The following is a 19,948-nucleotide window of genomic DNA, read 5'->3' as shown; positions in this document are numbered from 1 at the left end:
GCCGAGCGTCGTAAGACTCGGCGGATCAATGTGGGTTCGGTTCCTGTGGGGGACGGGGCTCCGGTGTCGGTGCAGTCGATGACGACGACGGTCACCGCGGATGTGGGTGCGACGTTGCAGCAGATCGCTGAGTTGACGGCGTCTGGTTGTCAGATCGTGCGGGTGGCGTGTCCGAGTCAGGATGATGCGGAGGCGTTGGCGCAGATCGCGCGGAAGTCGCAGATTCCGGTGATTGCGGACATTCATTTTCAGCCGAAGTATGTGTTTGCGGCGATTGATGCCGGGTGTGCGGCGGTTCGGGTGAATCCGGGGAACATCCGGCAGTTCGATGACAAGGTGAAGGAGATCGCGCGGGCGGCGTCGGCGGCTGGGGTGCCGATTCGGATCGGGGTGAACGCGGGGTCGTTGGACAAGCGGTTGTTGGCGAAGTACGGGCGGGCGACTCCTGAGGCGTTGGTGGAGTCGGCGTTGTGGGAGTGTTCGTTGTTCGAGGAGCACGGGTTCCGGGACATCAAGATCTCGGTGAAGCACAACGATCCGGTGGTGATGGTCAATGCGTACCGGTTGTTGGCGAGTCGGTGTGATTATCCGTTGCATTTGGGTGTGACGGAGGCGGGTCCTGCGTTTCAGGGGACGATCAAGTCGGCGGTGGCGTTTGGTGCGTTGTTGTCGGAGGGGATCGGGGACACGATTCGGGTGTCGTTGTCGGCGCCTCCGGTGGAGGAGGTGAAGGTGGGGGCGCAGATTCTGGAGTCGTTGGGGTTGCGGGAGCGGCGGTTGGAGATCGTGTCGTGTCCGTCGTGTGGTCGGGCGCAGGTGGATGTGTATCGGTTGGCGGATGAGGTGACGGCGGGGCTGGATGGTATGGAGGTGCCGTTGCGGGTGGCGGTGATGGGGTGTGTGGTCAATGGTCCTGGTGAGGCCAGGGAGGCTGATNTGGGGGTGGCGTCGGGTAATGGGAAGGGGCAGATCTTCGTTCGGGGNGAGGTGATCAAGACGGTTCCGGAGTCGAAGATCGTGGAGACGTTGATCGAGGAGGCGTTGAAGATCGCTGAGCAGATGGAACGTGAGGGTGTGGCGTCCGGTGAGCCCAGCGTCTCGGTGAGCTGATCCGCCTCCGACCCGCACCGACCGGGACGGTCGACGACCGCCCGTTGGACGCCCTCACCCCTGGTGACAGCCGGCCCGGGCAGCAGTGCCCGGGCCGGCCGGTCGTGCGCGGGGGATCAGCGGGAGGCGCTGCGCGCGGTCCGGTTGCCGGCCGCTCCGGCGTCGCCCTCGGTCTCGCCCGCCTCCCTGGTGCGCAGCACCCGGTTCGCCACCTGGACCCGGGACGCGCAGTCCAGTTTGCGCATCACCTTGCGCAGGTGGTTCACCGCCGTCCACTCCGAGATGCCCAACCTCCGGGCCACCTCCCGGTTGGTCAGGCCCTCGGCGACCAGCGCCGCCACCTCCTGCTCCCGCCGGGTCAGCGCGTTCGTGGAGTCGTCCGCGAACAACGGGTGCACCAGGGAGCGTGCCACCGGGGCGACGGCCTCCCGCACCGCCTGCGCCGCCGTCAGCGCCCGCCCCGCCCGCCACGCCGACTCGAACGCCTCGTCGCCCAGGCGTTCCCTGGCCTGCTCGGCCAGGGTCTCCCGCACCGCCTCGGGCCAGCCGGCGGTGCCGCCACCGACCCGTTCCTCCAGCTCGCTGGCGGCGGCCAGGACGCGCGCCGCGCGCTCCCACACGTCACCGGTGCGCCCGTGCTTGGCCGTGAGCGTCTCGGTCAGCACCACCAGGCCGGGGGGGAGCGCCGGCAGGTCCCCCAGCTCGAGGAGGAGCAGGAGCGACCGACGTGCCATCCGCTCGACCTGGTCCCGGTCGTCCGGCGCGGTGAGCGACCCGGCCAGGACCAACGTCGCCTGTGCCGCGGCCCGGGCATCACCCACCTCCTCCAGTACCCGCACCGCCTCCCCGGCGTGCCGGGCCGCCCGCGCCGTGTCGCCCTGGTCCCGGCAGACCTCGGCCAGGTGCCTCAGTACCACCGCCCGTCCACGCTGGTCACCGAGCGCCTCCCGGGCCTGTTGGGCCTGGTGCAGCAGCCGTACGGCGGCTGGCAGGTCCCGCCTGGCCTGGGCCGTCCTGGCGCGCAGTTCGGCCACGAGGGCGGCGCCTGCCAGGTCCCCGAGCGCGTCGAACTGCGCCTGGGCGGCCTCCAACCGCCGTGCCGCGCCGTCGGGGTTCCCGGCGAGCAACTCCGCCTCGCCGAGCGCGGACAGGGCCGCAGCCGTGACCTGGGGACGGCAGCTCCCGACCACCGGGGCGACCGCGGTGAGGCGCTGCACCGCCGCGCGCACCTGCCCCCGCATCAGCCAGTACGGTGCGCAGGCCACGGCGAGTGAGGCGGCGGCGTCCGCGTCCCCCACATTGGCCAGGAACTCCAGTGCGACGAGCAGGTCCTCGTGCCAGTGACCGAACCTCCGCAGGGTCTCGGCCTGCTCTGGGCCGTTGAGCCGCGGCACCGCCTCGTGGGCCTGACGCAGGAAGTACGCGGCGTGGTCGGCGCGCACCGCACGGAGGGCGTCCCCCCGTTCGAGCTCCTCCAGTGCGTGGGCACGGGAGGTGCGCAGCATCCGGAACCGGATGCTGCCGTCGGCCTGCTCCTGGGAGAGCAGCAGGCTGCTGTCCACGAGCTGCTCCAACGCGTCCTGGGCGTCGTCGGCCGGGAGCCGGAAGACCCCACTGACCTCGCTGCCGTCGAACGTCGAGGCGAAAACTGCGAGGTGGGTGAGCAGCGTCCTGGTCGGTGGGGCCAGCCGGGCCCAGCCGTGCGCCACGGCGTCGCGCATGGACAGGTGCGGCGACATGGTGTCCGCCGCGGTGCCGCGCAGCACCCCGGAGTAGCGGTTGAGCTCGTCCAGCAGGGCGCGCGGCGAGGAGACCTTGAGCCGGGAGGCGGCGAGTTCGATGGCCAGTGGCAACCCGTCGAGGCGTACGCACAGCTCGGCGACGGCCTCGCGGTTCTCCTCGGTGAGCCGGAAGCCGGGGCGTACGGCCCGGGTGCGTTGCACGAGCAGCCGGACCGACGGGACCTGCTCGAGCCGGGCCAGGTCGGCGGCGTCGCCGGGGCCCGGCACGGGCAGCGGCGCGAGCTGCAGCCGCCGTTCGCCGTAGACGCCGAGCACCTCCGTCCCCACGGTGAGCACGCACAGTCTCCCGGTGGCCGCGGCGGCCAGTGCGTCGACCAGCGCGGCCACCCCGTCCGGGGGGCGGCTCCCGCAGTCCAGCACCAGCAGGAAGTCGCGGTCGCTCAGGTGCGACGCCAGCAGGGCGGTCGGGGTGAGGTTCCGCGACCTCGGCGGCGTGTCCAGCCCCAGGCCCGCCACGATGGCCGCCGGCAGGTCCGCCCCGGGGCCTGCCGCGTCCAGCGCGTCCAGTTCCAGGTACTGGCCCCCGTCGGTGAACTCCCGGGCGACGCCGTCGAACAGCGCGGTGGCCAGCCTGCTCTTGCCCGCCCCGACCGGACCGGTGAGGGTGAGGACCCGTTGGCCCCCGGGGGCCAGCGCCAGCGCGGTGAGGTCTGCCAGCTCGGCGTCCCGGCCCACCAGCGGGGTCAGGGTGTAGCGCCCCCGGCGCCCTGTTCCGGGGGGAGCCACGGCCGGAACCAGCGAGCCAGTCGCCGACTCGGTCGTGAGACCGCCTGGGATTCCTCCGTCGTCGTTTCTGAGCACCGTCCGCTCCTTATGTCTGTGGCGCGGGGCTCCCCGTCCTGCCCCGCATGTCGAGCGTCACGGCACCCGGCCAAAAGGCGGTCAAGGCTCGAGCAAAACGCGGGACACGGTCCTCGTCCAGCGCTGTAGCCATGAGCGAGGCGGAGCCGCGTTCGAAGTGGTAATAGGCAGGTGGGCGACGGAACCGAGGAAAACACCGCCGCGTGACGCCCACGGGATCAACGTGCGGCTTCACCGGTGGATCGCGGAGAAATTAATCGAACGACAGTGGCAGTCGACACTGAATAGTGGTCTTATGGGCCGCCACATCGCCTTTCCCCAGGTCTTTCGAGTATCGGATTCCGCAGGCACGGTGATTGTCGATGCACCGCTCCCTGATGTCCTAGGATAATCATGGATACCGTTTCGAGGCAGTGTTATGCCCGACTTGATGAGTAACCCGTCGGGGTCGCGCCGAAGTGCGTCGCGAGCGTCACCCGGAGCGAGACGACGTCGGGGCCGACCGGTGCCGATGTCGGCCGCATCGCGCGGGGACGACACGCTGCTGGCGCCGGGTCGGGCGGCGAGTGGTCCCTGGGCCCGTGAGCACGGGGACAGCCGGGGTGCACATGAGCCACGGGCACGTCGTGGCACTTGATGCCGTCTTGTGTCAAGACCACCCCAGTCGGTCATTGTGGGCAGGTGGCGCTGTTTCCTGTGCGGGCGAACGTCCACCGCCTCGGAAACGGACCACCGGCCGGGAGTTCCGGCACGGGGCGGACCTGGCGGAGACGGTCCGAACCCGGGCCGTGGACGGAAACGTGACCCTGATGGTGCTCCTGGGCCCGCCCCACCGGGTGCGGCTGGCCGAGGCGCCGCAGGACTGGAGAGAGGGCGGACCGGGCAATCGCAATACCGCCTGTCCGGTACGGTCCTTGTCTACACGTGAAGGGTGAGAGGGGCGGCGTGGCACAGCAGGAACGGGCCGTGCGGACGCGTGAGGCGGTTCTGAGGGCGGCGGGTGAGGCCTTCGCGCAGAACGGCTTCCTGGGGACGAGCATGTCCGACATCCTCCAGCGCGCCGGGGTGACCAAGGGAGCGTTGTATTTCCACTTCAGCTCCAAGGAGGAGCTCGCCTTCGCCGTGGTCGCTGCGCAGAAGGCGGCCGTGACCCGGCTCGCCGAGGAGGAGGCGGCCAAGGAAGTCCCGCCGCTCCAGGCGGTGGTGGCGACGACCACGCGGTGGGCGCGGGCCGTCCAGTCCGACCCGGTGGTCAGGGCCGGGGTGCGATTGGTGGCCGAGCAGGGTGCCTACCAGCGACCCATGTCCAGGCCCTACGGGCAGTGGGAGGACGTGCTCACCCAGCTCCTGCAACGAGCACAGGACAGTGGGCAGTTGGGTGAGGGGGCCAACCCCAGGGAGGCCGCGGAGCTCATCGTCGCGGCTCTCACCGGAGCCACGATCGTGGCCCAGGCCACCCACGGCCCATGCGACCTGCCGCAGCGGGTCGAGGCCATGTGGCAGCTCCTGCTGACCGGCCTGCTCCCGGACGGGCACAAGGTGTTCGTCCTCCCTCGGACCCTGAGCTGATCGTCCATGCTCCGCACCACCGTTCCGCGGGGTTGGCCGAACCACGGCTCTGCCCCGCGGGGCGTGGGCACACGGCCGGCGTGCGCCGTCGCACTCCCTGACACCGTGCCACCCGACTCCCCCGGGGTAGTTCCCGGTGCCGCCCGCCCGCCCGGCCCCGCACCGGACGAGCCGTTGACCGCTGCCCGGGGACCGCTCGTCCGCTGGCCGCCCGCCAGCAACCGCCCACCGCCGACCGTTCGTCGGCGGTGCCGTGTGCGGGGCCGCGGGAACGTGGCGGACCTGCACAGAACCACGTCCGGCAAAGCAGGGAAACAGTCTTGACGGTTTGGTAGCCGCGCGGCAGGCTTTCGCCAGTCCAGCACATCCTGAACCTGCTTCCTGGCAGCGAACTCCCCTTGATCGCCCGGCTGTTGGCGTGACACCGCAACACGCCGACCACGCTCCTGGGGGCGCACTCCCGGGTCAGGAGGGGGTTGACATGCAGGCCGGTCGGTTTGTTAACGTCAACTTCCCCCTTGACGTCAGTTACAGGAAGCCGCTGCGCCGCCGACAGTTGACCGGTACTTCGCGCACCAGGCGTCCACACCGCGTGAGGAGGCCCGATGATCGCCCACTGCCGTTCCGGCTAGGGCCGTTGGCACCACCGCGGACGGCCCCGGTCACCGCCCCCTCCCCGGCGCCCCCGCACCTCACGTCCGACCGGTTCCCCGTGCCCCGCACCGCCGTTCCCCGCCACCCTCCCGCCGGCAGCGCGCGGCCCGCCGCGACGTCCGCGGCCCCCTCGTCCACCGAGCCGCTGCGGACCCCCGGGTTCCGCCCGTTCCTCCCGCAACCGACCGCCGAGCCATCGGCCCCGGTCCGGTGCCGTTCGGCCCAGCCCTCCACCTCACGTCCCCATGCCGGCAGCACCCGCACGCGCGGTGCCGCCGACGGTCCTCCCGTGCCCTGAGCGTCGTGCTTCCCCGGTCGGGGAGCAACAGCGCGGTGCCCCGTTCCCAGGGTGCGTGCCCCATCCCCAACGAGAGGAAGATGCGGTGAACCACACGGTGTGGCCCGGTGAAGGAGCCGGCGCGGTACCAGGGCCCACCCTGAGCATCGGCGTCCTGGGTCCCATGGAGGTGCGCTATGAGGACGTGGACCGCACGCCGACGGCTCAGATGGCCCGCAGGGTGCTCGCCCTGCTGCTGCTCAACGCCAACCGGGCCGTACCGGTCTCCACGTTCGTGGAGGAACTCTGGGAGGACGTTCCACCGCGGCTGGCCCGCAAGACCATCCAGACGTACATGTACCAGCTCCGCAAGGGCATCGAGGGAGCCGCTGGTTCCGGCCGCCGCAAGCTGCTGGAGACCCGGCCGAACGGCTACCTGATCAGGCTGGCGCCCGCCGAGCTCGACCTGTGGGAGTTCGACCGGCTGGTCGACGCCAGCCGAGCCGCGCTCGCCGCGGGACAGGCCGCCGCCGCCGCGGGGACGCTGCGCTCGGCGCTGGGCCTGTGGAGGGGCGCGGCCCTCGCCGACATCGAACCGGGGCCGCTGCTCCAGGCCCGTGCCGCCAAACTGGAGGACGCCCGGCTGGGCGCGTTGGAGCTGCGCATCGAGGCGGACCTGAGGCTGGGCCGGCACCGCAGCCTGCTGGGAGAACTGCGGGAGCTGACCGGGAACCACCCGCTGAACGAGTCGTTCAGTGCGCAACTGATGCTCGCGGCCTGTCGGGCGGGGCAGCGGGGCATCGCCCTGGACACCTACGCCCGACTGCGGCAGCGACTCGTCGAGGAGCTCGGCATCGAACCGTCCGAGCGGCTGCAGAAGCTCCAGCACGACGTGCTCACCGAGTCGCCCGCCCTGGGACCCCCGGACGCCCCGCCCCCCGAGTCCGCCACGGTGACCAGGGGCGCGGGCACGGTTCCGTGTGCTCAGCTCCCACCGGACAGCCACGACTTCGTGGGGCGCGACCGCGAACTGTCGTTGCTCATCAGCCTGTCCCGCCCGGGCGCCGACTCCGCCGTGTCCGGTCCGCCGGTGATCGCGGTGGTCGGGGCCCCCGGCCTCGGCAAGAGTGCCGTCGCGGTGCGTGCGGCACACACCCTGCGGGATCGCTTTCCCGACGGCCAGCTCTACGCGGTGCTGCACGACGCCCACGGAGCGCCGCTGGCCCCGTCCGTGGTGCTGCGGTCCCTGCTGCACGACGTCGGCGTCCCCTCGGAGCGGATACCGGCCGGGCTCCAGGAGCGGGCGAGGATGTTCCGGAGCTGGTGTGCCGAGCGGGCCCTGCTGGTACTGCTGGACGACGCGGCGTCAGCGGACCAACTGCTGCCCCTGCTGCCCGCCGGCGGAGCGAGCCTGGTGCTGATCACCTCCCGCACCCGGCTGCCCGGCCTGCCCGGGGCGGCCACCGTTCCGCTGCGCCCCCTGGACACCGCGTCCTCGGTGGCGTTGCTCGCCCAGGTCACCGGCCCCGAACGGGTGGAGCGGGAACTGGCGGCGGCCCGGGAGATCGTGCGGCTGTGCGGCCACCTGCCGCTGGGGATGCGCGCCGCGGGGGAGAAGCTCGCCGCACGCCCGATGCGGTCGCTCGCCGCCTTCGCCACCCGCCTCGCCGACGAGCACTTCCGGCTGGACGAGCTGCGCTGCGGTCCCTTCGACGTGCGGGCCCGGCTGCGGGCCGCGAGCGAGCGGTTGACGGCGGAGGACCGTTGGACGCTGCGGCGACTCAGCCGGGGCCCCAGGCGGCTCGGTCTCGGAGACGCGGCGCGGCTGCTGGAACTGGACGCCCGCTGTACGGAGATCCTGGTCGGGAGCCTGCTCGACAGCCACGTGCTGGAGGAGGTCGGCGAGGGCAGGTTCGCGATTCCCGAGCTGCTCAGGCTCACCGTGGCCACCGGGTACCGGGACGACGAGCCGGTCGGGCCCGGTGGGCTGGGCCTGGCCGGCCCACCCGACCCCGGGGTGCGGGGGGCCCCGACGACCGATCGGGAACGGTACCGCTGTTCGTGTCGCTGTTCGGCGTGGGCCCATCCCCGGGCCTTACCCGCCAAGGTGAGGGGCGGTCTCCCCGAGTGGGTGACATCCGGGGCGGGCCGACGGTTCGCCGGTGCGGGCTTGCCGCAACGGTGCTGAGGCCGGGGCCGGGGGCCTCGGGCGCTGGTCGGCCGTGCACCCGTGATCGGGGGGGGAATACTACATCTGTACCTTGAATGGTAGTTCACCCCAACTCCACCATTCTTGTGGGGAGTATTCGATCTGGTGTCCAGTGGCGGCTCCTACAACCCCTACACCCGTGCCGAGCCCGGCACGGAGTCATGTGGCCATACCACCCACGTAGGAGCAAGCACATGAGTACGACAACGGGGGGCTCCTTAGGGGCCGTTGTCATCACCGGAACATCCAGCGGCATAGGCCGTGCCACGGCGGTCGCGCTGGCCGACGCCGGATACTACGTGTTCGCCGGAGTGCGGAAGGAAGCCGACGGGAAGGCGGTGCGGGCGCAGACCGAGGGCGACCTCACCCCGCTGCTGATCGACGTCACCGACCCGGCCAGCGTGGCCGAGGCCGTCACCGAGGTCACCGAGCACGTGCGGGAACAGGGTCTGGTCGGACTGGTCAACAACGCGGGCGTCGGCGTGGCCTGGCCGATGGAGCACGTGCCCGCGCACGAACTGCGCCGCCAGTACGACGTCAATGTGTTCGGCCAGGTCGACGTGGTGCAGGCGTTCCTGCCGCTGCTCCGGGCGGCCACCGGGCGCATCGTCAACATCGGATCGGTCGCCGACCGGCTCTCGCTGCCGTTCTGCGGGCCGCTGTTCTCCTCCAAGTGGGCGTTCGCCTCGATCACCGAGACGCTGCGGCTGGAGCTGCGGCCGTGGGGCATCCACGTCGTGCTGGTGGAACCGGCCTCGATCCACAGCGCGGCGGTGGGGAAGTTCGAAGAGGACTCGCGCCGGGTGCTCGCCCAGCTCAACGACGTCGGACGCGAGAACTACGGGGCGACCTACCGCGCGGTGACGCGCCGGGCCCTGGCCCGAGAGAGGGCGGGCAGCGACCCGCGCGTCGTCGCCGACGTCGTCCTGGAGGCACTCACCTCAAGGCGCCCCAGGACCCGGTACCTGGTCGGTAAGGACGCCAGGCCACTGGCGTTGATGGCCCGCTACGCACCGGACCGCGTGTTCGACCGGCTCCGCGTGCAGATGTTCGGCCTGCCCCGGAGGTTCGGCGGCGTGCGCACCACCTCGGGGGCACCGCCGATCCGGCGACGTCCGGAGCGCTGAACCGGCCCGTCCGGTGCACACACCAACCGCACTCCGTGCGGCCCCCTCGTCGCGGGCTCCTCCCGGAACGGGAACCGGGAGGCGGGAATCCCACCCCGCCCCGCCCGGTGACGCCCACACCCACGAACTCACCGACCCTTAGATGGGACCGTTCATGCCCACGCAGTCCGTGTCCGTGAAAGAGGACACCTCCCAGTACCCCCTGTACCCCTTCCTCTGGAGGTCCCTGTACGAGTACCCGCCGGAGTACCGTGAGATCAGGGCCACGGCGCCGATCTCCCGGGTCCGGCTCCCCAACGACGCGCTCGCCTGGCTGGTGACCCGGTACGAGGACGTGCGCGCCGTGCTCAGCGACGCCCGCTTCAGCCGCGACGCGGTCAAGAACAGCCCGGTCGCCGCACTGGCGCCCAACGACATCTTCAACCACTCCCTCATCGGCACCGACCCCCCGGACCACACCCGGCTGCGCAGGCTGGTGACCCGGGCGTTCACCCCACGGCGGATGGAGGCACTGCGTCCGCACACCTTCGAGGTCATCGACGAACTGCTGGACCAAGCGGAGCAACTGCCGCGGCCCGTCGACTTCCAGTCGCACGTCTGCTACCTCCTGCCCATCCTGGTGATAGCGGAGATGCTGGGACTGCCCTACGACGAGAGGGAACAGTTCGTCGCCTGGGTGCGCGAGTCCACCGCCGGGACCGAGTACCGCGAACGGATGTCCGCCGGCTACCAGAAACTGATCGACTACCTCGACTCGCTGATCCAGCGCAAGCGCCGGACCCCGGGCGACGACCTGCTGAGCGCCCTGATCGCGGTCCGGGACGAGAACGACGACCGGCTGTCCCACGAGGAACTGCTCGCGCTGAGCGCCCTGCTCCTGGCCGCCGGCCACGAGACGACGGCCACCCTGTTCGGCAACTCCATCGTGACCCTGCTGCGTGACCGCACCCGGTGGGACACCCTGCGCAACGACGTGTCGCTGATCCCCGTGGCCGTCGACGAACTGTTCCGCATGGTGCCCACCACGGACATCGGTGGGGTGTTCCCCAGGGTGGCCCTGGAGGACGTCACGCTCAACGGCGTACGCATCCACGCCGGGGACGCCGTCATGGCCGTCGGCGACGCCGCCAACCGCGACCCGGAGGTCTTCGACGACCCCGAGAGGCTCGACCTCACCCGGCAACACAACCCGCACATGTCGCTTGGAGCCGGCATCCACCGCTGCCTCGGAGCCACCCTCACCAGGATGGAGCTCCAGGTCGCCCTGCAAAGGGTGATGGAACGCTTCCCGACGCTGCGGCTGGCCGTGCCCGAGAGCGAACTGCGAATCCGGCCGATGGCCGCGATGCGGACCCTGGACGCCCTGCCCGTCACCTGGTGACCACGGCCGCCGGGGGGCCGGCGGCCGCGACAGGTCACCGGCCGTGGCCGCGGGAGCCCTGGGGGGCCACGCGGCCACGGCCGCCCACGAGCCGGCGGAGGGTGCTCGCTTCGGCCGCGCCACCGGCTCCGCGTAGCATGGGTCCGCTGGCGCGCACCCCCGAGGGGGCGCGACCTCGTTGCGGATGGGAGCCGACGCCGTGCTGCGCACCATGTTCAAGTCCAAGATCCACCGGGCCACCGTCACCCAGGCCGACCTGCACTACGTCGGATCGGTGACCATCGACGCCGAACTGATGGAGGCCGCCGACCTGCTGCCCGGCGAGCTCGTCCACATCGTGGACATCTCCAACGGCGCCCGGCTGGAGACCTACGTCATCGAGGGCGAGCGGGGCTCCGGGGTCATCGGCATCAACGGGGCAGCCGCCCACCTCGTCCACCCCGGGGACCTGGTGATCCTGATCAGCTACGCGCAGGTGGACGACGCCGAGGCCCGCACCCTGCGCCCCCGCGTGGTGCACGTGGACGCGGCCAACCGCATCGTCAGCCTCGGTGGCGACCCCGGGGAGCCGGTGCCCGGGAGCGACACCAGGCGCGCCCCCTCGTCGGTGCCCGCCGGGACCGCCCGGTGAGCCGCCCGCGCGGCCACTGACCGGCGCCTCCCCAGCGTCACCCGTACGCACTCTCGGTGATCGCCAGGCGGTGGGGCCGGCGCGGGCCGCCCGCTCCCGCCGGCCGTCGCCCCGGGCCGGCGACGTCAGAAAAACACCACCCCGGTCCGTGTCCGCCCGGGTTAGGGTCGGGGCATGGCTTCAGACGAGGGAACCGTCCGGGTGGACACCTGGATCTGGTCCGTGCGACTCATCAAGACCCGTTCCCAGGCCACCGCGGCCTGTCGGGCCGGCCACGTCCGGGTCAACGGCGAACGCGTCAAACCGGCCCACCCGGTGCGCCTGAAGGACGAGGTGCGGCTGCGCTACGCCGGCCGGGAGCGGATCGTCGTCGTCACCGGCCTGGTGCGCAAGCGGGTGGGTGCCCCCGTCGCCGAGACCTGCCTCATCGACAATTCTCCACCGCCTCCGCCGCGAGAGGCCACCGTCCCGGTGGGCCTGCGCGACCGGGGTGCCGGGCGCCCCACCAAGCGCGACCGTCGGGAACTGGAACGCCTGCGCGTGCTGTGACCCGCCGGTGACCGGCGCGCCCCCGCCCCCCGTCGGCGGGCGCCTGGTAGAGCGTGGGGCATGCCGAGACACGCAGGGGCGGCGCGCGCCCTGGTCACACGGGCCCTCGCGGCGTTGCTCGCCGCGGCCGGGGCGGCCTCCTGCTCGGCCGCCCCGGGACCCACCGACCCGCAGGCCACGGCCCCACGACAGTTCGTGGCACTGCGGGACGTGGACGCGACCATCATGGAAGAGATCCGCTACCACACCCGTCACAACTTCACCGGTGAGCCCGTCCCCGGCTACCGCACCCCGACGTGCCTGCTGACCCGCCCCGCGGCCGAGGCACTGCACCGGGCCCAGCGCGCGCTGCTCCGCCAGGAACGCTCGCTGAAGGTCTACGACTGCTACCGGCCGAAGCGGGCCGTGGACGCCTTCGTGGAGTGGTCCAACGACGCCGACAACCAGACCATGAAACGGGAGTTCTACCCCAGGGTGGACAAGGACCGGCTGTTCAGCGAGGGCTACCTCGCCCGCAGGTCGGGACACAGCAGGGGCAGCACGGTGGACCTGACGGTCGTGGAGCTCCCCGCCGGCCGCACCCGTCCCTACCGGCCGGGCCAGGAACTGGTTCCCTGTCACGCGCCGCGGAAGAAGCGCTTCCCCGACAACTCCATGGACATGGGGACCGGTTTCGACTGCTTCGACTCCCTGTCCCGCACCCTCGACCCACGGATCAGGGGCGAACAACGCACCCACCGGCAGTTGCTGAGGGACACCCTGGAACGCGAGGGGTTCGTCAACTTCCCCGGTGAGTGGTGGCACTACACCTACCGGCGGGAGCCGTTCCCGGACACCTACTTCGACTTCCCGGTGGCCCGCGAGTCGCTCGCCCGCGGCGGCTCTGACCGCGCCCCTTCGGACCCGTCGTCGTCGCGGGGCCCCGCCGGGACCCGCTCCGCCGCGACCACGCCGTCGCCGCCCCGGACGGCGTCACCGGGCCCGCCGAACTCCCGCAGGGCGTCCTCCACGATCCCGCTCAGCCTGGAGTGGTGGGCGCCGCGCCAGTACACCTGGCCGCAGACCGTGCACCGCGCGAAGACCTCGTAGGTGCGCCGGGTCCCGCCGGCGAGCCGCTCCAGGACCTCCGACTTGTCCGCCGCGGCCAGCGGGCCGTTGCAGGCGGTGCACCGGGACCACGGCACCAGCGGGGGCGCGAACCGCCCGAGCACGTCGCGGAGCTGTTCGTCGGGCTGGTCGCTGTAGACGTAGGCACCGGCCCACAACTCCCGGCGCCGCAGCAGCCCGCGGTCCCGGGAGAGCAGCACCCGTCGCTCGGTGGCGGAGAGCGTGGCCAGCGCCGCGTCGCCGATGTCGGCGTTCTCGTAGGCCGCGTCCACCCCGAGCAGCCGCAGCCGCCTGGCCAGCGTCCCGAGGTGCACGTCCAGCAGGAACCGCAGCGGCGCACCGGGCACCCGCTGTGGCCGGGTGACCGCGCACACCCGCACCGCCTCACCGGGCCCGGGCACGTGGGAGACCGGGGTGTCCCGGCCGTTGACGACCAGCCGACCGACCTCGGTCAGCGGAACGCCGAGCGACTCCACCACGTGCCCCAGGGTGGAGGCCCCGTCGGTGGTCACCGACGACCACCCCCCACGGCGCCCCGCCTCCACGAACAGCCGCAGTTCGGGGGCGAATCTCACATCGATCGAAGGTCCCTTCACCCGGCCAGCATGCCACCTGTCCGCCCGCCGCCACCCGTGTTCTCCGCCCTCCCGGGCACCCGCCGGGCCGTCACGGGGCCGGCGGAACACGGCCGGGCCCGGTGAGCAGGTCGCGCAACACGTCCAGCAGCGCCCGCTGGCCGGACACGATCCGCTCCCTGGCCTCCGGCAGGTCGAACCAGGCCACCCGGTCGATCTCGGGGAACTCACGGAACCTCCCCGACCCCCTGGGCCACTCCATCACGAACGTGCCCGGGACGACGTCCGCCGGGTCGAGGTCCCCCTCGACCGCCCACGCCGTCACCACCTTGCCACCGGACTGCCGGACGCTGCCCAGCGGCAGGTAGGGGCCGGCGGGCGGTTCGAGCCCCAACTCCTCGAGGAACTCCCGACGGGCGGCCACCCGCGGCTCCTCCGGCGCCTGGTACTCGCCCTTGGGCACCGACCAGGCGCCGGCGTCCCGCCGCGCCCACCACGGGCCGCCCATGTGTCCCAGGAGAACCCGGATGTCGCCGCCGTCGCGGCGGAAGACCACCAGGCCAGCACTGTGTTTCCCAGCCATGTCCCCAGTGTGGCTCCCGGGACCGCCCCAGCGGCGCCGTCCGTCGCCGACCCGCCGGGGGAAGCGATCACCTATCCTGCTGCCGGTCCCGCCGTTGGCGGGCCCGGACGCGTCGGGTCCCTGCCGACGCCCACAGCTCGACCAACCCGGAGGAGCACCGGTGATCGGCAACCTGCAGTGCGTGGTGCTCGACTGCCCGGACCCGGTGTCGCTCGCACGGTTCTACCAGGCGCTCCTCGGCGGAGAGGTCGACCGCCCGGACCGGCGGTGGACGCTCGACTCCGACTGGTCGACCCTGCACCCCGAGACCGGCCCGGTGCTGGCCTTCCAGCGGGTGCGGGACCACCAGCCGCCGGGCTGGCCCGACCCGTCCCGCCCGCAGCAGTTCCACCTGGACCTCGGCGTCGACGACCTGGACCGGGCGCACACCGAGGTCCTGCGGCTGGGCGCCGCGCTCCTCGACGCCGGGTCCGCGGGCCGCGGCTGGCGGGTCTACGCGGACCCGGCCGGCCACCCGTTCTGCCTGGTCCGGGAGGCGCGCCCCACGGCGTGAGTCGTCGCCGCCCCTCAGCGGCGGCCCTGCACCCGGGCGGCCCGGTCCCGGATCTCCGGCAGCTTGTCGTACAGAGCCGCCCCCGGGCAGTCGGTGGCGTAGCTGTCGGTGTGGCCCGTCACCACCGGCAGCACCGCCTTGGTGCCCTTGGGGAAGCGGGACTCGTCGTTGGTGGAGACCAGAGTGACGGTGCCGCGTGGATCGGGACCGTTCGGCCCGAGCTTCCACGCCACCAGATGGGCGATGGCGTCGAGCATCGGCTCGGGCACCGGGGTCCCCTCGGTGAAGCTCCCCACGGCTGCGATCCCGACGGTGCCCTTGTTGAACCCCCTGGCGTGCGCCGCGACCACCGGCCGGTCACTGCCGCCGGCCCGGCCCTCGTAGATGTTGCCGCAGGCGTCAACGAGGAAGTTGTAGCCTATGTCGTCCCAGTGACGGCCGAGCGCGTGCCCGGCGTAGAGGTCACGGATGCTCTTGGGAACGGTGTCGCAGTCGTACCCGTTCGGCGTGTTGGTGTGGTGGATGACCGCGGCCCGGACTCGGCGTGCGTACCGGGCAGGAGGGGCACTGGTCACCGAGTCCGCCTTCCAGCTCCGCCGCGGCACGATCTCCGGCCGGGCCACGACGTGCTCCGGTGGACGGTGCTCCTTGCGGTGCGGTGCCCGGTGGGTCTGGACCGACGGTGCCGCGGCCGGGACGAGCCAGGGCGACATCACCGCGATCACGAGCAGCGGGACAGCTGTCCTCAGTCGGGGCCGACGCATGTCACTGCACCTCCGGTCGGTCCTGGCAGAACACCCCCCGGGCCCCGTCGCCTGGGACCAGTACCGGGCGCCGCGGCGGCCCACCGTGCTCAACGGCCGCCTGCCCGCCACCTGGTCCGTACCGACGGACCGCTTCCTCGATCTGGTAGCCGTCCATTCCCCGATGGTCACTGACCCCGTCTGCCCCGGCCACCCGAGGCCGGTCCGCCCCCGAGGCCGGCGGCGACAGGGCGTGCCCAGCCGAACACCGACGGCGGTGACCGGCCTTCGCAGACCACCCGTCCGCCCCTCGGACTTCCCCGAAGTACCGGCGGGACAGGGCCCACCACGCCAGTCCCGCCCCCCGACCGCGGTCCGACGAGATTGGTGACGGGCAACTAGACCATCCCGCTGACCAGCGGTGGCCCGAGGTGCGTCCCGCCGGGCGCCCACCGCCCACCGGCGCGGTGCCTGGCGCACACCGTGCGCCCCGGGAAACAGAAGGGGGCCATTCCGCATCAGCCACCCCTACCCTTCACCGAGAAGCCGAGGATCGATGGCTGCGGCGTCGGGCGGGCACCCCCGCACGCGGACAGTGCACCATCACGGGTTCCCGCGAACCGAGGCGCCAGCCAGCCGTCGTCCGCAGACGACCTGGGGGTCCCGATGAGCGAGCGCACCTGCCCGCATCCTGACCGTGCCAGAGCCGACCAGTGGCTCGCCGCCCTCGCCCGGCGGTTCCCGGAGCTGCTGGACGCACTCGAACCCAGCCACCAGACGCCCACGCCCACCCGTGGCCAGGGCCGCCGCGAGCGACACGGCCCCGGGACCCCTGTGCGACTGAACGTGTCCGAGGCGGTGCAGTACGTCACCGAGCGGGTGTTGCGGCTCGAGAACACCCTCCGCGACAGGTGCGGGCTGCCGCCGGGGAGCCGGGGAACGGTCCAGGTCAGACTGGGGCGGATCGCCGCGCTCCTGGACCGGGCGGGCGACGACCCCGTGCTGCTGCGACAGGTGCTCGACGAGATCAGCGCGCTCACCCGGCGCTGCGACCGGGCGCTCGGCGACGCCGAACCCGTGGTGCGACTGCGCCGGCGGTGCCCGCTGTGTGACTCCGTTTCCTTACGCGTCTTCCCGCTGCGCCGGGCGGTGCTGTGCGTCAACCCCGCGTGCCGCTGCGCCGCACCGGCGTGTGACTGCCGCCTGGACACGGCGCACCGCCACTGCTGGCCGCAGGACGAGTGGGGGGAACTCGCCGCGCGCTGCGGCGCCACCGCGGAGGAACTGACCGCGGCCCTGTACGACCAGGCCCAGGTTCCCGGCGTGGTGGCCCGATGAGGACCGTACCCAGCCCGCGGGCCCCGCTGCTCACCGCCGCCCTGGCTGCGTCCGAGGTCGGCGTCACCCCGGCCACCATCCGCAAGTGGGTGCAACTGCGCCACCTGAAGCCCGCGGGACGGCGGGGCCGGGCGTTCCTGTACCGGATCGAGGACGTGTTCGCGGCCGAACGGGCCGCGCGGGGACGCGTCCGAACTCACCGGCTGTCCGCGGTTTCCGACCGGGGTGTTGTGCGCGGGCAGTCGGGCAATCACACTTAATGCCAGCGGCGGAGCTGTGCCCGGCAACGGGTCACGGCTCCGCCGCTTCGCTCTGCGCCCGCCCGGGACAGGTCCGCCGCCTGGACGGCCTGACGACAACAAGGAGTGGGCAGGTGACCCAGCCACCGGTGATCTTCCCGGACGTCGAACGCCTCGTTGTGGACCATCTGAAGAACCGACCCGAACTGACCGGCGTCGTCGTGGACAACCGCACCCCGCCCGACTTCGACGGGACCCAGCGGACCGTCCTGGTCTCCCGTTCCGGCGGCACCTGGGTCGAGGACCTGCACCTGGACCAGCCGCTGATCGATCTGGAGGTGTACGGCCCGGACAAGCCCACGGCGCACACCCTCGCCATGGCCACCCGCACCGCGCTGCTCACCGTGCGTGGGACCACCTACGGCACCGCCTACGTCACCGACGTCGCGGAGACGGAGGGCCCGCGCTGGCTCCCCGATCACCTGCACGCCGGGGCCAGCCGCTACTTCTCCACCACCCGCCTGTTCGTCCGCCCCGCCTGAACACGGGGCGCCCGCCGAACCGTGCCGAACGTCGCCCGCGCGACCAGCCGCCTGACGACCAGCCGCCCGAGGAGCCTCGCATGCCCGGAATGAACCCGAACGAGATCCGTGTCGCCGGGACCGGCCGGGTCCTGACCGCCCCGCTCGGCAGCAGCGTGCCGACCGACGTCACCACCGCGTGGTCCGCGGAGTGGCGGGACCTGGGCTACACCACCACCGACGGCGTCAAGTTCAACAAGAAGGACAAGATCGACCCGGTGGACACCTGGCAGTCGGTGAGTCCCGCCCGGTTCGTCTACTCCGACCGCGACCTGACCGTGAAGTTCCAGCTCCTCCAGTTCAACGAGGACACCCTGCCCTTCTTCTTCGGAGGGGACGCGGTCGAGGAGACGTCGGCGGGCTCCCAGGTGTACCGGTACCAGGTGGTGGCCGAGCCCAAGGAGGACGAGCGGATGCTCGGCGTGGAGTTCTCGGACGGCAACCAGATCACCTACCGCTTCGTCATCCGCAGGGGCCAGGTCACCGAGACCGAGGAGTTCCAGCTCATCCGGACCGCCGCCGTCAAGCTCGGCGTCACGTTCACCGCGCTGGCCGTGGACAACGCCACCCCGCTGGCCACCTGGTTGATGAACGACCCCGCGTTCGCACCGACGTCCTGAACCTGCCGCCCGAGACAGGAGAGGCCCCATGCCCGTGTTCAACGTCAACGCCGCACGCGCCCAGCGCCTGGAGGCACTCGGACTGGCCTGGGAGTTCGAAGTGGACGGGGAACGGTTCTCGCTGCCGACGGAGATCCCACGCCGCTCAGCCAAGGCCCTGGCCGCGCTCGACGACAACGACCTCGACGGCCTGATGGCGCTGCTGCTCGGCCAGGAGCAGTACGACCGGCTGTGTGGGCACGATGTCAGTGTCCAGGACATCAGTGCGATCCTGTCCGCCTACGGCGAGGAGACGGGCCTCGGCGTGGGGGAAGGCTGAGCCTCGGCGTACTCGTCGAGGAGTACGCCGAGGCACTGGAAGCGGACCTGCTGCGGTACTACGGGATGGACCTGCTCGACTGGCACCGGGGGACGCTGACGACGCGCCGGCTCGCGGTGCTGGTGAGACACCTCCCTCCGGAGTCCGCCTTCGCCCGCGCCCACGAAGGCGAACGGGCCGAGTGGACCCTCACCGACCACCTGCTCGCGGCCGCGGTGGACCACCTGGCGATCGGCAACTGGATGTTCGCCTCGGTGAACCGCGACGAGTACGCCGACCCGCTCGACCCTCCGGAGGCGGTGCCGCGGCCGGGAGCGGGAGGAGCGCCCACGCCGGGGGGCACGCCCGCGCGGGACAGCTCCACCGTCAGGGGGCCGTCCGGAGCCGAGCTGGCGCAGTTCTTCGGTGCGTGAGACAGGGGGCAGCAGGCATGACGAACGGAAAGGAAAAGAAGGACGACGACGGACCCGTCATCGACATGCTGAGAAGGCTGAAGCAGGAGGTGGAGAAGCTCGGCGTCGAGGTCGATGAGTACAAGGCCAAGATCGAGCCCGGATGGGGCAAGGCGGACTTCGCGGCGGCTCTGGGCGCGTTCTCCATCGCGAACCTCGGGTTCTCCGTCCTGAAAGTGGATGAAACCGGTGTGTTCGTGGCCGGGCGCCAAGTCATGGCGTTCCGCCGTGCCCAGTCCCCCGAGCAGCGGTTGGAGGTGGCGGAGCGCAGGTTCTCGCGCCGCACCCAGCGTCTGGAGGCCTCCGTCGAGAGGGTGCGCAGCAGGTTGGAGGGCGCGGAGCGGACCCGCCAGCACCTGGATTTCTCCAGGCAGGAGAGCCAGCGGTACCCCCAGGGCAGCCCCGGGCGCGCCGCTTGGGAACGGATAGCGGACAGTAACGAGAGGCAGCTCCGGCGCGAGCTCGCCGCGGTGCGGCAGTTGCAGGCGCAGGCCCAGAGGGCGGAGGCGCGGGTGAGGGCCAGCCGGCTCCGGATGGCCGCGGTCGTGCAGGGAATCCACCAGGACGAGCAGGACGCGGAGTCCGCACGTAGGGCCACCGTGGAGAAGACACGCAGCCTCCGGGAGGAAATGACGGAACTGCGGTCACGAGTGACGGACGTGGAGAACGCATTGGTCTGACCGGGGAGCGGCCGACCCATCACCCATCAGAAGAGGAAGAGATGTCAC

19 protein-coding genes and 2 pseudogenes are annotated in these 19,948 nt (G+C 71.9%); 16 read left to right on the top strand and 5 right to left on the bottom strand.

Translation table 11 applies throughout. From position 1 onward, the window contains the following. The coding region (gene ispG, locus A3IG_RS0111905; protein WP_026220178.1) for a flavodoxin-dependent (E)-4-hydroxy-3-methylbut-2-enyl-diphosphate synthase at window positions 1–1,110 on the top strand (1,110 nt) is incomplete at its 5' end. A gap of 116 nt (window positions 1,111–1,226) precedes the next feature. Here ispG and A3IG_RS35705 read toward each other — a convergent pair. Continuing rightward, window positions 1,227–3,638 carry an ATP-binding protein gene (locus tag A3IG_RS35705; RefSeq protein WP_157862262.1) on the bottom strand — a complete coding sequence of 804 codons (2,412 nt, stop codon included), beginning with the start codon at window positions 3,636–3,638 and terminating at the stop codon, window positions 1,227–1,229. 1,020 nt (window positions 3,639–4,658) lie between these two features. Here A3IG_RS35705 and A3IG_RS29440 point away from each other — a divergent pair. The 7 genes and pseudogenes from A3IG_RS29440 to A3IG_RS32515 form a co-directional block, all read left to right on the top strand. Beyond that, a complete protein-coding gene (locus tag A3IG_RS29440) occupies window positions 4,659–5,282 on the top strand; it encodes a ScbR family autoregulator-binding transcription factor (RefSeq protein WP_158676906.1) in 624 nt (207 codons plus the stop codon). Window positions 5,283–6,319: 1,037 nt separating this feature from the next. After that, window positions 6,320–8,401 carry an AfsR/SARP family transcriptional regulator gene (locus A3IG_RS29435; protein ID WP_018383793.1) on the top strand — a complete coding sequence of 694 codons (2,082 nt, stop codon included), beginning with the start codon at window positions 6,320–6,322 and terminating at the stop codon, window positions 8,399–8,401. A gap of 215 nt (window positions 8,402–8,616) precedes the next feature. Next, the gene (locus A3IG_RS29430; RefSeq protein WP_051087465.1) at window positions 8,617–9,549 is read left to right on the top strand and encodes an SDR family oxidoreductase; all 933 of its coding nucleotides are present in this window, start codon (window positions 8,617–8,619) and stop codon (window positions 9,547–9,549) included. Between the two features lie 154 nt (window positions 9,550–9,703). Next, a complete protein-coding gene (locus tag A3IG_RS0111880) occupies window positions 9,704–10,930 on the top strand; it encodes a cytochrome P450 (protein WP_040911297.1) in 1,227 nt (408 codons plus the stop codon). A 199-nt stretch (window positions 10,931–11,129) separates the two neighbouring features. Continuing rightward, on the top strand, window positions 11,130–11,561 hold the full coding sequence (gene panD / locus A3IG_RS0111875) for an aspartate 1-decarboxylase (protein ID WP_026220176.1): 432 nt from the start codon (window positions 11,130–11,132) through the stop codon (window positions 11,559–11,561). A gap of 174 nt (window positions 11,562–11,735) precedes the next feature. After that, window positions 11,736–12,110 (top strand): RNA-binding S4 domain-containing protein, encoded by a 375-nt coding sequence (locus A3IG_RS0111870; protein ID WP_040911278.1) that lies wholly within the window; start codon window positions 11,736–11,738, stop codon window positions 12,108–12,110. A 60-nt stretch (window positions 12,111–12,170) separates the two neighbouring features. Continuing rightward, window positions 12,171–12,980 (top strand): annotated as a pseudogene (locus A3IG_RS32515) (M15 family metallopeptidase); the annotation flags it as partial. A 101-nt stretch (window positions 12,981–13,081) separates the two neighbouring features. On the opposite strand, the pseudogene A3IG_RS29425 reads toward A3IG_RS32515, so the two are convergent. Together A3IG_RS29425 and A3IG_RS0111860 are read right to left on the bottom strand one after the other, a co-directional pair. After that, window positions 13,082–13,813: pseudogene (locus A3IG_RS29425) on the bottom strand (Mut7-C RNAse domain-containing protein); the annotation flags it as partial. 70 nt (window positions 13,814–13,883) lie between these two features. Next, complete coding sequence (locus A3IG_RS0111860; protein WP_026220175.1) at window positions 13,884–14,375, bottom strand: NUDIX domain-containing protein; 492 nt, start codon at window positions 14,373–14,375, stop codon at window positions 13,884–13,886. Window positions 14,376–14,535: 160 nt separating this feature from the next. Between A3IG_RS0111860 and A3IG_RS0111855 the strand changes: the two genes are divergently transcribed. Next, a complete protein-coding gene (locus A3IG_RS0111855; RefSeq protein WP_018383786.1) occupies window positions 14,536–14,928 on the top strand; it encodes a VOC family protein in 393 nt (130 codons plus the stop codon). A gap of 14 nt (window positions 14,929–14,942) precedes the next feature. On the opposite strand, the gene A3IG_RS0111850 is transcribed toward A3IG_RS0111855, so the two are convergent. After that, a complete protein-coding gene (locus tag A3IG_RS0111850) occupies window positions 14,943–15,692 on the bottom strand; it encodes a peptidoglycan recognition protein family protein (RefSeq protein ID WP_051087464.1) in 750 nt (249 codons plus the stop codon). Window position 15,693: 1 nt separating this feature from the next. Beyond that, window positions 15,694–15,849, bottom strand: a complete 156-nt coding sequence (locus tag A3IG_RS34180; protein ID WP_018383784.1) for a hypothetical protein — start codon at window positions 15,847–15,849, stop codon at window positions 15,694–15,696. A gap of 488 nt (window positions 15,850–16,337) precedes the next feature. Here A3IG_RS34180 and A3IG_RS29420 point away from each other — a divergent pair, with 488 nt between their 5' ends. The 7 genes from A3IG_RS29420 (at window position 16,338) to A3IG_RS0111810 (ending at window position 19,900) form a co-directional block, all read left to right on the top strand. After that, window positions 16,338–17,009 carry a hypothetical protein gene (locus tag A3IG_RS29420; protein ID WP_018383783.1) on the top strand — a complete coding sequence of 224 codons (672 nt, stop codon included), beginning with the start codon at window positions 16,338–16,340 and terminating at the stop codon, window positions 17,007–17,009. Continuing rightward, window positions 17,006–17,269: a hypothetical protein gene (locus tag A3IG_RS29415; protein WP_018383782.1), complete on the top strand. Its 264-nt coding sequence runs from the start codon at window positions 17,006–17,008 to the stop codon at window positions 17,267–17,269. The genes A3IG_RS29420 and A3IG_RS29415 overlap by 4 nt, the downstream gene beginning before the upstream one ends. Window positions 17,270–17,382: 113 nt before the next feature. Beyond that, entirely contained in the window at window positions 17,383–17,790 is a 408-nt protein-coding gene (locus tag A3IG_RS0111830; protein WP_018383781.1) for a hypothetical protein, read from the top strand. 80 nt (window positions 17,791–17,870) lie between these two features. Beyond that, entirely contained in the window at window positions 17,871–18,449 is a 579-nt protein-coding gene (locus tag A3IG_RS0111825) for a phage tail tube protein (RefSeq protein ID WP_026220173.1), read from the top strand. A 28-nt stretch (window positions 18,450–18,477) separates the two neighbouring features. After that, the gene (locus A3IG_RS0111820) at window positions 18,478–18,768 is read left to right on the top strand and encodes a hypothetical protein (RefSeq protein ID WP_018383779.1); all 291 of its coding nucleotides are present in this window, start codon (window positions 18,478–18,480) and stop codon (window positions 18,766–18,768) included. Between the two features lie 65 nt (window positions 18,769–18,833). Next, window positions 18,834–19,181 (top strand): hypothetical protein, encoded by a 348-nt coding sequence (locus A3IG_RS0111815; RefSeq protein WP_018383778.1) that lies wholly within the window; start codon window positions 18,834–18,836, stop codon window positions 19,179–19,181. A gap of 17 nt (window positions 19,182–19,198) precedes the next feature. After that, complete coding sequence (locus A3IG_RS0111810) at window positions 19,199–19,900, top strand: hypothetical protein (protein WP_018383777.1); 702 nt, start codon at window positions 19,199–19,201, stop codon at window positions 19,898–19,900. Window positions 19,901–19,948 lie beyond the last annotated feature (48 nt).

The sequence above is a fragment of the Wenjunlia vitaminophila DSM 41686 genome, from assembly GCF_000380165.1.
Taxonomy (GTDB): Bacteria; Actinomycetota; Actinomycetes; order Streptomycetales; family Streptomycetaceae; genus Wenjunlia; species Wenjunlia vitaminophila.
This window is presented reverse-complemented; position numbering and strand designations above follow the sequence as displayed.